This window comes from Chryseobacterium sp. NRRL B-14798 (assembly GCF_050470705.1).
Classification (GTDB): Bacteria; Bacteroidota; Bacteroidia; order Flavobacteriales; family Weeksellaceae; genus Chryseobacterium; species Chryseobacterium cupriresistens.
The window spans coordinates 1,533,156-1,547,087 of the sequence record NZ_JBFLUL010000005.1; the positions used below are offsets into that span (position 1 = coordinate 1,533,156).

Consider the following 13,932-nt stretch of genomic DNA (forward strand, 5'->3'; position numbering starts at 1 on the left):
TTATCTCAAGCGTAAATTATCATTTTATGAATTTCATCAGTAAAAATATAGTGGCCATTTTGTTTCCTTTGATCATGTTAAGCTGTAGCTCACAGAGCAAAAACAGTTTTAAAGCAAAGAAAATATATGAATCAAAAACCCTGATCATTACTCAGATTTCAGAGAATTCTTTTATTCATACCTCCTTTAAACAGACCAATGATTTCGGGAATGTACCCTGTAATGGATTGATTGTAAAAGATCATCACGAAACCGTTGTTTTTGATACACCTACCAATGATAAAAGTTCAGAAGAGCTGATACAATGGATTAATGAAAAGCTTGATTCGAAAATTAAGGCCATTATTCCAACCCATTTTCATGATGACAGTTTGGGAGGATTGATGACTTTTCATAAGCACAATATTTCATCCTATTCCTATGTGAAAACAATTGAGCTGGCCAGAGAAAATAATTTTGTTATTCCTGAAAACAGTTTTAATGATTCTGTTATTTTAAAAGTCGGGGATAAAGATGTCATAGCAAAATTTTTCGGCGAAGGGCATACAAAAGACAATGCTGTGGGATATTTTCCAAGCGAGAATGTTTTATTTGGAGGCTGTTTGTTAAAAGAGCTGGAGGCAGGTAAAGGATATTTGGGTGATGCCAATGTTTTTGCCTGGTCCAATACCGTTGAAAAAGTAAAAAAAGAATATCCGGATGTGAAAATTGTAGTTCCCGGCCATGGCGACTACGGTGATGGAAAACTTCTTGACTATACAATTACATTATTTAAAGGTCAAAAGTGAATTTTTGCTTCGCAAAGTGAATGGTGAATGGTTGCAGCATAAAAAAATTGACAAGCGAAGCGGATTGACGATTGACTATTCACGAATCAAAAGTGAATTTTTGCTTCGCAAAGTGAATGGTGAATGCTTGCAGCATAAAAAAATTGACAAGCGAAACGGATTGACGATTGACTATTCACGAATCAAAAGTGAATTTTTACTTTGCAAAGTGAATGGTGAATGATTGCAGCATAAAAAAATTGACAAGCGAAACGGATTGACGATTGGCTATTCACGAATCAAAAGTGAATTTTTACTTTGCAAAGTGAATGTTGAATGATTGCAGCATAAAAAAATTGACAAGCGAAGCGGATTCACCATTGACAATTGACATAAAAAAAGCCTCCATACAATAATGTATGAGGCTTTTTTTATCGCTTTTTCTTTTATTAACGATCGTTGTTGGATGTTTCTTCTCCGATGTTCCAGGTTAGACCGAAACGAAGCGTGTTATCCAAAGCACTGTTGATCTTAGACATATTGATCAGGTAAGAAAGATCAAGTCCGAAAGAACGGTATCTTAGCCCAACCCCTGCAGTTGCAAACTGTCTTGCTCCCTGCTCTTCACTTTCATGGAAGTAACCTCCTCTTACAGAAAATGCATTGTCATAAGAATATTCCAGAGCACCACTATACATGATACTGTTTTTATTTTTGAAAGATTTTCCGATACCAGCCATTGGTCCTACATTCGGGATCTGGTAGATAGGCTGTCTTGTATTCGGGTCTATTCCTGCATACTCAGATCCAGGAACTAATAGTTTTGAACCTTCCACAGAAATTCCAACTCTGTTCATATCATCCAGGTACATATCGTATCCAACCCCTAATCTTGCCATAGTAGGAAGATAAGATCTTGATTCTTCATTCCCTGTATAATCCAGTTTTGGACCTAAGTTCTGAATAGCTAAACCTGCATTGATTTTACCATCATATCCGCCAATACTGGAGAATCTTGGAGAGGTATAGTATCCTGAAACGTCTACTGCAAAACTGTTCGCAGCCTTAAGTGTTGTATCTGTGTTGAATCCTCCGGCTAAGTCTGAACGGATAAATCTACCGGTAACAGCTCCGGAGAATGAATCAGAAAGTTTCAAAGCGTAGGCAACGTCAATGGAGAATTCGTTTGGTTTTGATGTACCCATAGAAGCAATTTCTGTACCCACCAATTGAGTCAGGTCTACCTGTCCCATATTGAAATAATAGATACTCGCGGAGATTGTAGATCTTTCTTCCTGTCCTAAAAACTTATGGAACGAAGCATATAATAAGAATACATCATTGGTAAGTTTTCCCATGTAAGGCGTATAGTTAAGACCTACGGAAGAACTTGTCCTGCTGAAAGGGTATTTAGCCGCATTCCAGAATTGTGAAAATGCATCCGGAGAGGTTACCACCCCCTGATCTCCCATACCTCCCGATCTTGCATCAGGTGCAATTCTTAAGAAAGGAGCTCCGGTAAGAACTGGGTTTACTTTACCTAAATCTTGCGAATAGCCTAAAAAACCAGCACTCAAACCAAATCCTAATAGCAGTTTAGTAGTTAAATTCATATGTTGTCTTTTATATATTATCAGTTTTTTATTAATATTATTGTCTATTGTTCTATTTTATTATTTCAAAAGTACCATTTTTTCTACAGCTGTAGCACTTCCTTTGCATTTTTCTTGATTTTGACTTTTTGCAAATATCTTAAAAATATACGTACCTTTTGCTACAGTAGCTCCAAAATCATCTCTTCCGTCCCATTCTATGGCCTGACGAGGGGTTCTGAAGCCCTGTAGGAACGGTTCTGCAACCACCGGCTGCGACAAAGTTCTTACCAATCTTCCTGTTATTGTATAAATTTGTACGTTCACATCCAGAATATCATCACAATTGTGTTCAAACTGAATATAGGTTTTGTTGGTAAATGGATTTGGCCAGTTTAGCGGACGGTTTATTGTCAGATGCTGGTCAGACTCATCTTTAACTTCAAAATTTAACGTAGCAGTTGTAGAATTATTGTTTATATCCCAAACTTTAAATGTTAATTGATGCTGTCCTATTGCAAGATTTCTGAAAGGGTAGGTTACATTTCCTTTCTGGTATTCGGCAAGACTAGGATTTAAACATCCGTTTCCTTCTCCCGGAGCATAAAAATCATTTAAAACAACAGTATTGATAATCTGCCCGTCAAGATATACTGTAATATCATGCCCTACACCGGATCCTGTTGAATTGATTCCTGTATCATCGGTAAGACAGGCAAGAAGCATTGGATTCTGATTGGTAATTCCACCATCTGCAAAGTTGGTGTTGTTCATATACAGTTTTACTTTTGGAGGCTGATTATCATTGATTCCGTTTGGATTAATATCGCCAACCTGTACAGCCTGATTGTTGAAAACATCCGTTGACTTATTATCTGCATAGGCTAGTATTCTTCCCTGGCCTACAGCATAGTTAATGTCTTTAGGTACATAGAATTCAGCAGTGAAAACCCCATTTACAGCAGTTCCTGCAGATTTTACAATAGCACTTCCTTCCTCAGTATACTCTAACACCGGAGATAAAACGCCACTGTTATTTAATGTTTTTTTATTTAATCTCTTATCAAAAATATTGATGCTGACCTTTCCGTTGAAGGTATTGTTCAGTGTTCCGTTCGGATTATTGATGTGTCCTTTGATTTTTACAAAATCCAGCCCTCTGATCAGTCCCGGAACAGGTGTTTCAATATTATCAATAACCAGGAGTCTTTGTGGTCTGCTTAATTTCATGGCAGGATCACCCAGTAAGTTTACTTTTAAGTGGTTACTGTTTGGTCCTTTTTGTTTTTTGGCAATTAAGTGGGCATTCCCCAGCGTATTAAAGTCGTCATTGGTTAACTTAAAAATATTCTGAGTAAAGGTATTGGTAAAATCACGTCCATAATCAACCCCGATAGCACGGCTGGAGGTAATCATGGTAGAAACACCTCCCTGTTTCATCTTAATAAACTGTTCTCCTACAGAGTTGGTTGAAGGTTCGTCCCATAATGTAAACTCACAGGTAATGGTAGATACAAACGGGAATCTGCTGTATACATTAGAGAAATTGTTGGCATTCTGAACTTCTGTGCTGGTAAGTACTCTTTCCTGTGCCCAGCCATTGATTCCTCCGTGTCCGAAATAAAACAGATATAAGCTGTTTCCGATAGCATTGGAAATGGCCTGGTTTACCTGCGGATATCTTCGTCCTCCGGAAGTACTCTGGGCGGTAAAGGCATCCATGTATAATTTTTTAACATTATACTCTTTAAGTTCCTGCTGGCCAGGCTGTTCAAATATGCCGGCAAGGGAGTTGTTCATGACATTGTGGAAAGGGCTTCCCCCTTCGTTGTTATCATCCACTACAAAGTCAAGTCGCATACGCCAGTCTCCAAACGGGCTCGACTGTCCCTGAAGGGAATTATAGTAAGCCAGTGTTTTATTGATCATATCTCCGGCTTCACTGGCATTGGCTGCCGGAATTCTGCCAACCGGAAGATCCGGAAGGTTGTTTTCAATTAATAATGTATTCTGCGGCTTGGTCATTACGATATAATCATCCGTCACAAAAGAGGATACATAATCGGAAGACTGCTCACTCTGATAGCTGGCAACAACGTTTGAATTATTCGGAACCCTGTTTTTATAATCGTATGAAGCATCCCCAAGGATAAATACATATTGAAGTCTCCCCAGTGGGGTATTGAGTTTACTTACGAAATCTCTTATCGCGGTAAGATCTTTACTTCCGCTGCCATATTCCTCGTAGATTTTATTGATGTCAACAATTTCTACCTTATAGTTATTCTTGGTTTGATGGTAGTTGGCAATTCTCTGTGCCTGGCCCATCATTTCAGGAACGGTAAGGATCAGATAATCTACGTTTTGTATTGCGGAAAGATTCTGATTCGAGATTCTTCCCACAAACTGCGGACTGAAAGCCGCATCAGCACGGAAAGCTACAAACTCATTGTTGAAATTCTGATCAGCAGCTGTGTACGCAAAGCTGAAAGAACCGGCTCCTGCCTTATTCACTCTTCTATTGGCGTTTGTAATATCCGTTACATCCCATACCTGTTCTATAGCAGCAGCATTACTGATACTGAAACCATAGTCTGTATTGCTTCCACTTACAATTGAGTAATCCCTGAAGTTCATTTGTGAACCATTGAATGCAAGGTTTTCCTTATACTGAACCTCTACATAATCAAAATAGAAAGTTCCATTCGGATTCTTGGAGATATCAGGATTATAAACCAGTGTAAACTGATTTCCGGTAAGATTGGTTAATGTTCCAGTATAAGTTACCGGATAGAAAGTATACTGATACGAAGAGGTGTCTGTAGGAATTACCTGCAGCGGGTGCGGATTTAAATTGTTGATTTTAAAATCTATCGTATTCTGCTGGGAATTGTACGCTACCACCTGGGTTCTGTATCGTATTACATCATTCGCCTGTATCGGGGAATTGGTAGTAAATGTTACTGTTTTTTCATTGGTGAAAGGAATATCTTCTACCCATGTTCTTCCTACTTTTAACAGGTTTTTCTGATCTTTGTTGATCACCTGGTAACTGTCATACCTTGTAATCAGCTGGGCTGGAAGGTTTCCGTCTACAGTCGCAACCCTTTTTCCCGCACCTTTATCAAAGTTGATATAATAATAGGAGAAATCCTCATAGATGTTTTTGACATTATTGCTTCTTTCACTGAACCGGGTATCGTGTCTTTTAAAGCCGTTCCCGTTGGAAGTATCATAAAGGTTGTATCCGTCGGGACCCTGTGCATAGAAAAGAGCGTAGTCATTGTCATTCCATACCCCGTCATCTTCACCTACCACCTGAATGGCATTTTCCTGTAAAGCACCGTATCTTGGATCCTGGTTGTATTCGGGAAGCATGATTCCCCCGTTTCCATAAATTCTGAAATTTTTAGGATTTACAGAACCCGGATTGATTCCGTTGTCTTTTAAAAACTGCGAAGTGATTTTGAATACTCCGGACTTGTCTACCTTTATTTTATAAAAATTTCCACTTGATAAAGGATTGCCGGTGGTTCCTATTTTATTAACAGTTCCTGTTGTATTGATAAAAGAAGAAGCTTCCGAAACATTAAACGAAGATAATCTCTGAACACGGCCTTTTACATTTTTAAATAAAGCAATACTAATGCTGGCATAGCTTTCACCATCTAAAGTATAATAGGAAACATCTGCTACATCATAATCAGGAAGTCTGCCCTTATCCAGTTCAAACAAATCCTGATTTGAAACGCTTTCCCAGACAAGGTCTGAGATTTTTAATTGCTTTTCTCCGATTTTTTGCTTGCTTACGATAAAAACATTATTTTGGCTGTAAGAAAAACCTTCATTTTTAAAATTAGGAAGATTTAATTTTGTGTCACCAAAATCCTGGATTTTAGAACCATTCCATTCTATGGTGTTTCTTTGAGCGTAAAGTGTTGATGCAAAAGCGATTAAAGATAAAATCGTAATTTTTCGTTTCATGTTTACTATTGAAATTGCTAAATTACAAAATAAATGAAAATTTTAGAATTAAATTGTGATACAATAAAATTAATTTGTTAACGTTTTTCAAAAAAATCAAATGTTTACTTGATTTATTGAATAATTTATTTTTTCTTTGTACTTTGAAAATATTTATATCGACTATGAAAAAACTAAAGTTGTTTTCATTAATAGCATTAAGTTCTACACTTGCATTAACCAGCTGTGGCGGATCAGGAACCAGCAAAGGTGGCGGTACCAAAAAATTTGTCAGCAAAACAGGTTGGAAACCAAACGAAAAACAGGGTTGGTTTTTTGCAGGAAAGCAACAGAAGCAGAAGGGTTGGCCTGGGATGGTATATGTAGAAGGTGGAACTTTTACAATGGGATTAGTGAAAGATGATGTTATGCACGATTGGAATAACACACCTCGCAGAATGCAGGTAAGTTCATTCTTTATCGGAGAAACTGAAATTACTAACTACGAATACCGCGAATACCTTACATGGTTGAAGTATGTATTCCCACCAAGTGACCCGAGTTTTAAGGAGATCTATAACGGTGCTTTGCCGGATACCTTATTATGGGACAACAAATTAGCAAGAAACGATTATAACGAAACGTATCTGCGTTCTCCGGAATTTGATTACTATCCGGTAGTAGGAGTTTCCTGGACTCAGGCAAACAGATACTGTGAATGGCTGTCTGACAGAGCCAATGAAAAAGCTTTGATGCAGGCTGGTATTATTGCCAAAGATTTGTATATCAACGAATCCAACAACCAGGGAGGAACTGCTTTCAATATGGATAAATTCAAATCGAATGATCCTGAAATGCAGGGATATATCAATGAGAAAAGAATGCAGCAGAAAACTGGTATGAAAACGACAAACCAGAGATTGCTTGCAGCTAACAGAGCTCCGAATTCTGCAATGGTACAGAAGTTCAGACTTCCTACTGAAGTAGAATGGGAATATGCAGCTCTGGGTATGGCTAAAAACAGAGAATATAACCAATATCTGGGTAAAAAACCTCAAATTGAAAGATTAAGAGGTTCCAAAGGAAGAGACAGAGGAATGTTCCTTGAAAACTTCAAAATGGGTAGAGGTGATTATTCTGGTATCGCAGGTTGGAAAAACGACGGATCAGCTCAGACTTCTGACGTAAGACAATATCCATCTAACGATTTAGGAATCTACGGTATGTACGGAAACGTTTCTGAATGGACGGCTGACGTTTACAGACCTATCATCGATGAAGATTACAACGATTTCAACTACTACAGAGGAAACATGCCTCAGGCGATCGTAAGAAACGGTGACGGAACTTATAAAATGATCGACGAAGGTACTATCAAGTATGATACGTTAGCGGATGGAAGATTAGTTTACAGAGGACTTCCTGGACAATTCGAAAGACAAACTATTGCTGACTACAGAAACTACAGAGATGGTGACAGACAGTCTTCTTTAGAATATTACAGAGCTTCTGATTCTGCTGCCGGATTCGATATGTACAACGCTCCTAAAACAAGCTTCGTTGTAGATGGAAGCGGTAGAGTGAAACTACAAAAAGATACCAAAGACAGAACTTCTGCAATCTCTAACGAGGTTAGAGTAGTAAAAGGAGGTTCATGGCAGGATACAGCATACTGGCTGGATCCGGGACAAAGAAGATATAAAAATCAAAACAGAGCTTATGGTTGGGTAGGTTTCCGTGTTGCACAGGATGCTAAAGCCAGCGATAAGAGTAGAACTAGAAGATAATATTTATCAAAAAATACTTACAAAAAACCTTCCGGACTTTCGGAAGGTTTTTTTATTTTTGAACCATGAAACCGCTTGGGCTGAAAAGCCTGAAATACTCGTGTAGATTTGGCGGTTGCATGTCAATTCTTAAAAAAAATATATATTTCCACATGAATATAGAACAGTTTTATCCTTTATTTCTGCAGGCGGCAAAAGTAACCATTGACAGCAGAAAAATAGCAGAGAATGATATTTTCTTTGCCTTTTCCGGTGAGAATTTCAATGCAGCTACGCTGGCAGAAAAAGCCATTGATGACGGAGCTCTGGCAGTGATTGTTGAACTTCCGGAATTTGAAAACAGAGATAAAAACATTTTCTATGTTCCGTCTACGCTGGAATTTTTACAGCAATTGGCAATCTATCACAGAAGCCTGCTTCATATTCCTTTTATCGGGCTTACGGGAAGTAATGGAAAGACGACTACAAAAGAGCTTATCCATGCTGTTCTTTCGGAAAAATTTAACGTTCAGTATACATCAGGAAATCTGAACAACCATATCGGAGTTCCGTTGACAATCCTTTCCATTAAGCCGGAACATGAAATGGCTGTGATTGAAATGGGAGCGAATCATCAAAAGGAAATTGAATTCCTGTGTACCATTTCACAACCTGATTTGGGGTATATTACCAACTTTGGGAAAGCTCATCTGGAAGGCTTCGGAGGTTTTGAGGGAGTAATCAAAGGAAAGTCTGAGCTGTATGATTATCTTAAAAATAACAACAGAACAATTGTTGTGAATGAAAACGATCCGATCCAGGCTGAAAAGACTGAAAACTATTCACCTAAAATTACTTTTGGAAAAGAAACATCGGATTACAATTTTGAATCTTTTTCCGCTGAACATTTTGTAGGATTGACCTATCAGGGCGTAAAAGCCGTTTCAAAACTGACAGGAGAGTATAACTTTACCAATCTCTGTGCTGCTGCCAGTCTTGGCCTTCATTTCGGAATCAGCTTTGAAAAAATTAAGCATGCTCTGGAGCTGTATACCCCCACCAATATGAGATCTCAGGTGGTGAAAAAAGAGGGCAGGACTTTGGTGCTTGATACTTACAATGCCAATCCAAGCTCTATGACCGCTTCTTTAAATAACTTTATCAGTTTTGAAGGCAGCAAAACCATTATCATCGGAGATATGCTGGAATTGGGTGATGAAAGTGAGAAAGAGCATCAGAACATCTTAAAACTGGCTCAGGATCTTCATTTCGATGAGATCATTACTGTCGGAAAACATTTTAAAGCGGTTAATGATTCAGAGTTTGCTTTTGAAAATACGGCCGAATTAACAGAATACCTGAAACAGAATAGCATTCAGTCTGACAATATATTGTTGAAAGGTTCCAGAGGAATTGCTCTGGAGAAAGTGATCGACTTTATTTAAAGTAAGGAAGCTGGGCGCTGGGGGAGGAGTGTTCATGAAGGAAGGAAATTAAAGACCGTTCTCTTATTTCTTCAGCTTTATAAAATTTCACTGATGAATAACTTAAAGAAGTAATTGGCCGGATCGTAACTTCCGGCTTCATTCTTCCAGCTTCCAGCCTTCTTACTTATTTCTTCGAATCCCAGAATTCTTTTACGATTAGTTTGATATTTTTAAAAGTACTCGGGAACACTTCATTTTCAATTTCTGAGGTCGTTTTCCAGGCTACTTCGGTAATACCTTCTTCTATCTGCGGTTTGGAAGTATCTTCGCCGTCAAAGTTCATTTCAAACCAATGGGTGCATTTTAAGATTTTCTCCCCGTTTCTTTCTACATAGATATGATAAGTCGTGTTGATGAATTGTACAAGCTCAACATCACTCAACCCTGTTTCTTCCTCTATTTCCCGTACGGCAGACTCTTCTCTGGATTCTCCTTTTTCCATTTTACCCTTGGGAAGATCCCATTTGCCTAATCTTCTGATGAAAAGAATCTTACCTTCAGGATTATTAACAAGACCTCCTGCAGCCTCTATAATTCTGAAAAGCTTTTGAAACTCCTGCCAGATTTCATCCAAATTCTCTCCATACACATTAAGTTCCTGCACAGAAGTATTCTCCAGAAGATCCAGGGCGATCTCTAAAGTTGTATAATTTTCGTATCCAAGCTTTTTTTCAAGTTCTTCAGGATGCTTAGATAGTAATAATTTTTTTTCGTTGACAAAAACTTTATACATTTGTAATAGTTAAGAATTTAAATACAAAAATAAAAAATGAATTTAGAAGGACGAAAGATTATTGTCAATAAATCATCTAAAGAACTTACAGAGTTGCTGAAATCTCCTGAAAATTATAAAGATTTTATGCCAGACGGTCTTCAGAAATTTGAAACAAGAGATAACGGATTTAAATTTGGATTACAGGGGATGCCTGAAATCGCTTTAAAAATAGATGAAGTGGATGATCAGAAAGCTGTTTTAAGGTCTGCAAGTTCAAGTCTGGACTTCTCATTAACAGCGACATTGAACCCGATCAGTGAAAACCAGACCGAAGTTCAGATGTTATTTGAAGGGAAATTCAATCCATTCATCAAAATGATGGTAGAAAAGCCTTTACAGAACTTTATCAATACGCTTACGGATAAAATCGAAGCTTATAAATAATAAAAACCTTCATTTTGAAGGTTTTTTTATTTTACATGAAAGTTTTTTTATGCAATAACTCCCGAGCAATGATCCGCTGTACTTCCCGTGGCAGAAGACAATACATTGATCTCGTTATTCATCTTTAAAACGCCCATAAAGGCAAAAATCAAGGCTTCTTTATAATCGATGATCTCTTTTTCAGGGATGATCACTTCGGCCTTTGTTTTTGCTCTTATTTTTTCGATTAAAAAAGTGTTGTAAGCGCCTCCTCCGGTGATAAGGATGTCTTTTATACTATATTCATTGATGACGTTGGCAATCTGCTGGGCAGCATGTTCTGTAAAAGTGGCCAGAGCATCTAAGGCTTCAATATTTTCAAGAAGGGGAAATATATGTTGATGGCACCATTCTATTCCCAAAGATTTTGGATGCGAAATCTGGTAGAAATCCAGGCTGTTAAGCTGGTTCAGTAAAATTTCATCTATCTTTCCTTGTGCGGCCAGTGCTCCGTTTTCATCAAAATTTTTATGCAGCTGCTGGGCCAGATGGTTCAAAACAATATTCACGGGAGCAATATCAAAAGCGATCCTTTTCCCATCCCATTGTAAAGAAATATTGGAAAATCCACCTAAATTCAGGCAGGCGCTGTATCCGGAGAAAAGTAATGCATCACCTATAGGAACCAGAGGAGCTCCGTTTCCTTTCATCAACACATCCTGGCTTCGGAAATCATAGATAACAGGTAACCCGGTTTCCAGCTTTATGGCTCTGCCGTCACCGATCTGCAGGGTGAATTTTCTTTTAGGCTGATGAAAAACCGTATGCCCATGAGAGGCAATCAAGTCGATATTTTCAAGCTGATGCTGATGAATAAATGCTTTAACCTGCTGCCCGAGATAAAAACCATACGCTGAATGCAGTTCCAGCAAATCTTCGGACGAAAGATAAATGGAGTTTCTAAGTTGGGTTTCCCAATCCTCAGAATAGGAGAGTGTTTCGGCTTTCAGGATTTTAAAAGTCCATGTGTCCTGCTTTTCAAATTCAGCAAGACAGATATCCAGACCATCCAGACTTGTCCCGGACATCAGTCCAATAGCCACAGCTTTCATTCTTTTTGGATTTATTTTTTATTTTCAGAAATTCTTTTTGAACTGAAATCTCCGGAATTGTTATAGAATGTATATTCGGAAAAGTCATCTTTGGCAGTCATTCCATTGGCACCTATCAAGGTAGAGCCATCTTCCATGGTAACATAAACTGTATCTTTGGTGTAGATTCTGTTTCTTTTCTGATCCCAATAAATACTCTGCATGGCAAATCTCTGCCCTTCATTGGTTTTTATCCTTACATCACCTTTGGCTTCGTAGAATTTTTTATATTCGAAAATACGGGCATATTTAGCGGTAATTCTTCCCGGAACCTTAGGTTTCTTTTTATCAAAAAACTCAATGTCAATTCCTTTTCTGGCTACCACATACGGGCTGTCGATCAGTTCGTATTTTTCAATGATGGGGGCTTTGGCTTTTAAAGTCACAAAGCCGGAGTCACGCTGTATAATATTGGCGTTGTTGATAATCTGTGAAGGGAAATTCTTGCTTTGGTTGCCATTTCTTTTGGTAAGATCCTCCTCACAGGATGTCAATATAAAAAATATAGCACAACTAAAAAGGCATGCTATATTTTTATATGATATTTTTTCTGAAAAATTCATCTTAGTTATAAAGAGTCTTTCTGAACCATTTATCAGCGAAATTAAAGCCGATTCTCAGGTTGACAAAGTTCTGGTTGATCAGGTTGTTTTTAAGAGTTCCTCTTTTACCCACTTCCAATCCGATTTCAAGACCACTCATTCTTGTGATACTGCTGTTCTTGAACGGTAACATTACCCCGGCTGAAATACCGAACTTATTAATGCTGTTTCCTTCCAGTTTAAGATTTCCTCTTTCGTAGAACGCTCCATATCGGTAGATCACCCTTGAGAAGTAGTTTCTGAAGTTATTATAGTTAGGAAGGTACCATCCACCTGCAGAAATTCTGTAAGTGTCCTGGAAATCAAAGGTTTTACCGAAATAAGAGATGTCTTCTCCTTTTTTATAATCAAGCTGTCCTGATACAAACCAATGGTTTTCACTACCATATCCCACCCCTAATGAAGCCTGTAACGGAAGAAGGTTTTTGGATTTTGTTTCTTTTTGCTCGATAATGGTTTCCGATCCGCTAAGCTTGGTGGTTTCCTGAGCATCAGAATATCTGTAGGTACTGTTGACATACTGTGTCGTCATATTACTGGTATTCCCAAAAGTGGCAGTAGCTCCCAATGTGAACTTCTTATCAGTACGTGTATTTAAAGTCTGGTAGCTTGTCCCCAGTGTAAAATTAAAGTTTCTGACTCTGTTTTTAGTCTCATAGCCATTAACATATTCACCTACATAAGTCCCAAGGTTACTGTTGTAAGCACGGAATTCATTAAGGTCGTTAAGGTCTCCGAAATAAAGGTTGGCTTTTGCTCCTACGGATAATTCCTGATTGATCTTATAAGACACAGCAAGCTGAGCTGTATTTAAAGTTCCGCTTCCTTTAAAGCTGTTTTTGTAAAGAGGAGTTTTATCTTCTGTAAACTGTTCCGTTACGATATCGTAGCTTTTAGAACTGTAAGGCTGATAAGAGATCCCCATTTTCACTTTTGAAGATAATGGAAATGCAATCGAAATATTGGAAAGATACGTAGAATGCTTTGTAGATTTCATATCGTTATAGTTCGATTTGAAATAATTGTTTTCGTTGGTAGCTTCCAGTCTGATACTCGTAAGTTCAAAATTGGCGTTGTTTGCCGGGTTGGCAAAATTGAAACTACTGGTAAAATCACTTATAAAAGCAGTAGATATACCTCCCATAGAAGCAGTTTCGATCGTATTATCATATTTCACATCTCCAATTCCATAAGTTGCATAAGGAGAGTTGCTTAGACTCTGTGCGTTCAGAAAATATCCAACTGATATGAATGATACTACAAAGATTTTTTTCATTCTTGATTTTTAAAACAATGCGCAAATATCTTAAATATTAATGAATTGTAAAAATTATATGTGGTTAAAGTTTGTTAAGGGCTTTCCTTTAAAAGAAAAATGCAAATTTTCAGCAATAAAAACAGCAATTCTGTTTTACAAAAAAGACCGTTCTATGATGAACAGTCCCGGTTTATATGAGTAAGCATTT

10 protein-coding genes are annotated in these 13,932 nt (G+C 37.8%); 4 read left to right on the plus strand and 6 right to left on the minus strand.

Annotated features, from left to right (window positions below; translation table 11 throughout):
• The first annotated feature begins 26 nt into the window (after window positions 1-26).
• Window positions 27-788, plus strand: coding sequence for a CHM family subclass B1 metallo-beta-lactamase (gene blaCHM, locus AB1278_RS07325; protein ID WP_343640058.1), 762 nt, complete (start codon window positions 27-29; stop codon window positions 786-788).
• A 428-nt stretch (window positions 789-1,216) separates the two neighbouring features.
• Here the strand turns inward: blaCHM and porV are convergent, their stop codons facing one another.
• Entirely contained in the window at window positions 1,217-2,380 is a 1,164-nt protein-coding gene (gene porV / locus AB1278_RS07330) for a type IX secretion system outer membrane channel protein PorV (protein WP_062674515.1), read from the minus strand.
• A 60-nt stretch (window positions 2,381-2,440) separates the two neighbouring features.
• Window positions 2,441-6,343: a type IX secretion system sortase PorU gene (gene porU / locus AB1278_RS07335; protein ID WP_202838973.1), complete on the minus strand. Its 3,903-nt coding sequence runs from the start codon at window positions 6,341-6,343 to the stop codon at window positions 2,441-2,443.
• Window positions 6,344-6,507: 164 nt separating this feature from the next.
• On the opposite strand from porU, the gene gldJ reads away from it, so the two are divergent.
• Window positions 6,508-8,109: a gliding motility lipoprotein GldJ gene (gene gldJ / locus AB1278_RS07340; protein ID WP_110011788.1), complete on the plus strand. Its 1,602-nt coding sequence runs from the start codon at window positions 6,508-6,510 to the stop codon at window positions 8,107-8,109.
• A gap of 152 nt (window positions 8,110-8,261) precedes the next feature.
• Entirely contained in the window at window positions 8,262-9,533 is a 1,272-nt protein-coding gene (locus AB1278_RS07345; protein WP_411413951.1) for a UDP-N-acetylmuramoyl-tripeptide--D-alanyl-D-alanine ligase, read from the plus strand.
• Window positions 9,534-9,699: 166 nt separating this feature from the next.
• Here AB1278_RS07345 and AB1278_RS07350 read toward each other — a convergent pair whose 3' ends face one another.
• Window positions 9,700-10,308 (minus strand): NUDIX hydrolase, encoded by a 609-nt coding sequence (locus AB1278_RS07350; RefSeq protein ID WP_202838975.1) that lies wholly within the window; start codon window positions 10,306-10,308, stop codon window positions 9,700-9,702.
• Window positions 10,309-10,344: 36 nt separating this feature from the next.
• Here AB1278_RS07350 and AB1278_RS07355 point away from each other — a divergent pair, with 36 nt between their 5' ends.
• Entirely contained in the window at window positions 10,345-10,734 is a 390-nt protein-coding gene (locus AB1278_RS07355; protein WP_034699917.1) for a hypothetical protein, read from the plus strand.
• A gap of 47 nt (window positions 10,735-10,781) precedes the next feature.
• Here AB1278_RS07355 and AB1278_RS07360 read toward each other — a convergent pair whose 3' ends face one another.
• From AB1278_RS07360 to AB1278_RS07370, 3 genes are read right to left on the minus strand one after another with little or no spacing between them, the layout of a single operon-like run.
• The gene (locus AB1278_RS07360) at window positions 10,782-11,825 is read right to left on the minus strand and encodes an anhydro-N-acetylmuramic acid kinase (RefSeq protein ID WP_429813351.1); all 1,044 of its coding nucleotides are present in this window, start codon (window positions 11,823-11,825) and stop codon (window positions 10,782-10,784) included.
• A gap of 11 nt (window positions 11,826-11,836) precedes the next feature.
• Window positions 11,837-12,427: an LPS export ABC transporter periplasmic protein LptC gene (gene lptC, locus AB1278_RS07365; protein WP_429813354.1), complete on the minus strand. Its 591-nt coding sequence runs from the start codon at window positions 12,425-12,427 to the stop codon at window positions 11,837-11,839.
• A 1-nt stretch (window position 12,428) separates the two neighbouring features.
• Window positions 12,429-13,742 (minus strand): hypothetical protein, encoded by a 1,314-nt coding sequence (locus AB1278_RS07370; protein ID WP_137905272.1) that lies wholly within the window; start codon window positions 13,740-13,742, stop codon window positions 12,429-12,431.
• Window positions 13,743-13,932: the final 190 nt, after the last annotated feature.

What these genes read in the sequence shown, in the direction of transcription:
- blaCHM (WP_343640058.1), top strand. Translation starts at nt 27, where the DNA reads ATGAATTTCATCAGTAAAAATATAGTGGCCATTTTGTTTCCTTTGATC.
- porV (WP_062674515.1), bottom strand. Translation starts at nt 2,380, where the DNA reads ATGAATTTAACTACTAAACTGCTATTAGGATTTGGTTTGAGTGCTGGT.
- porU (WP_202838973.1), bottom strand. Translation starts at nt 6,343, where the DNA reads ATGAAACGAAAAATTACGATTTTATCTTTAATCGCTTTTGCATCAACA.
- gldJ (WP_110011788.1), top strand. Translation starts at nt 6,508, where the DNA reads ATGAAAAAACTAAAGTTGTTTTCATTAATAGCATTAAGTTCTACACTT.
- AB1278_RS07345 (WP_411413951.1), top strand. Translation starts at nt 8,262, where the DNA reads ATGAATATAGAACAGTTTTATCCTTTATTTCTGCAGGCGGCAAAAGTA.
- AB1278_RS07350 (WP_202838975.1), bottom strand. Translation starts at nt 10,308, where the DNA reads ATGTATAAAGTTTTTGTCAACGAAAAAAAATTATTACTATCTAAGCAT.
- AB1278_RS07355 (WP_034699917.1), top strand. Translation starts at nt 10,345, where the DNA reads ATGAATTTAGAAGGACGAAAGATTATTGTCAATAAATCATCTAAAGAA.
- AB1278_RS07360 (WP_429813351.1), bottom strand. Translation starts at nt 11,825, where the DNA reads ATGAAAGCTGTGGCTATTGGACTGATGTCCGGGACAAGTCTGGATGGT.
- lptC (WP_429813354.1), bottom strand. Translation starts at nt 12,427, where the DNA reads ATGAATTTTTCAGAAAAAATATCATATAAAAATATAGCATGCCTTTTT.
- AB1278_RS07370 (WP_137905272.1), bottom strand. Translation starts at nt 13,742, where the DNA reads ATGAAAAAAATCTTTGTAGTATCATTCATATCAGTTGGATATTTTCTG.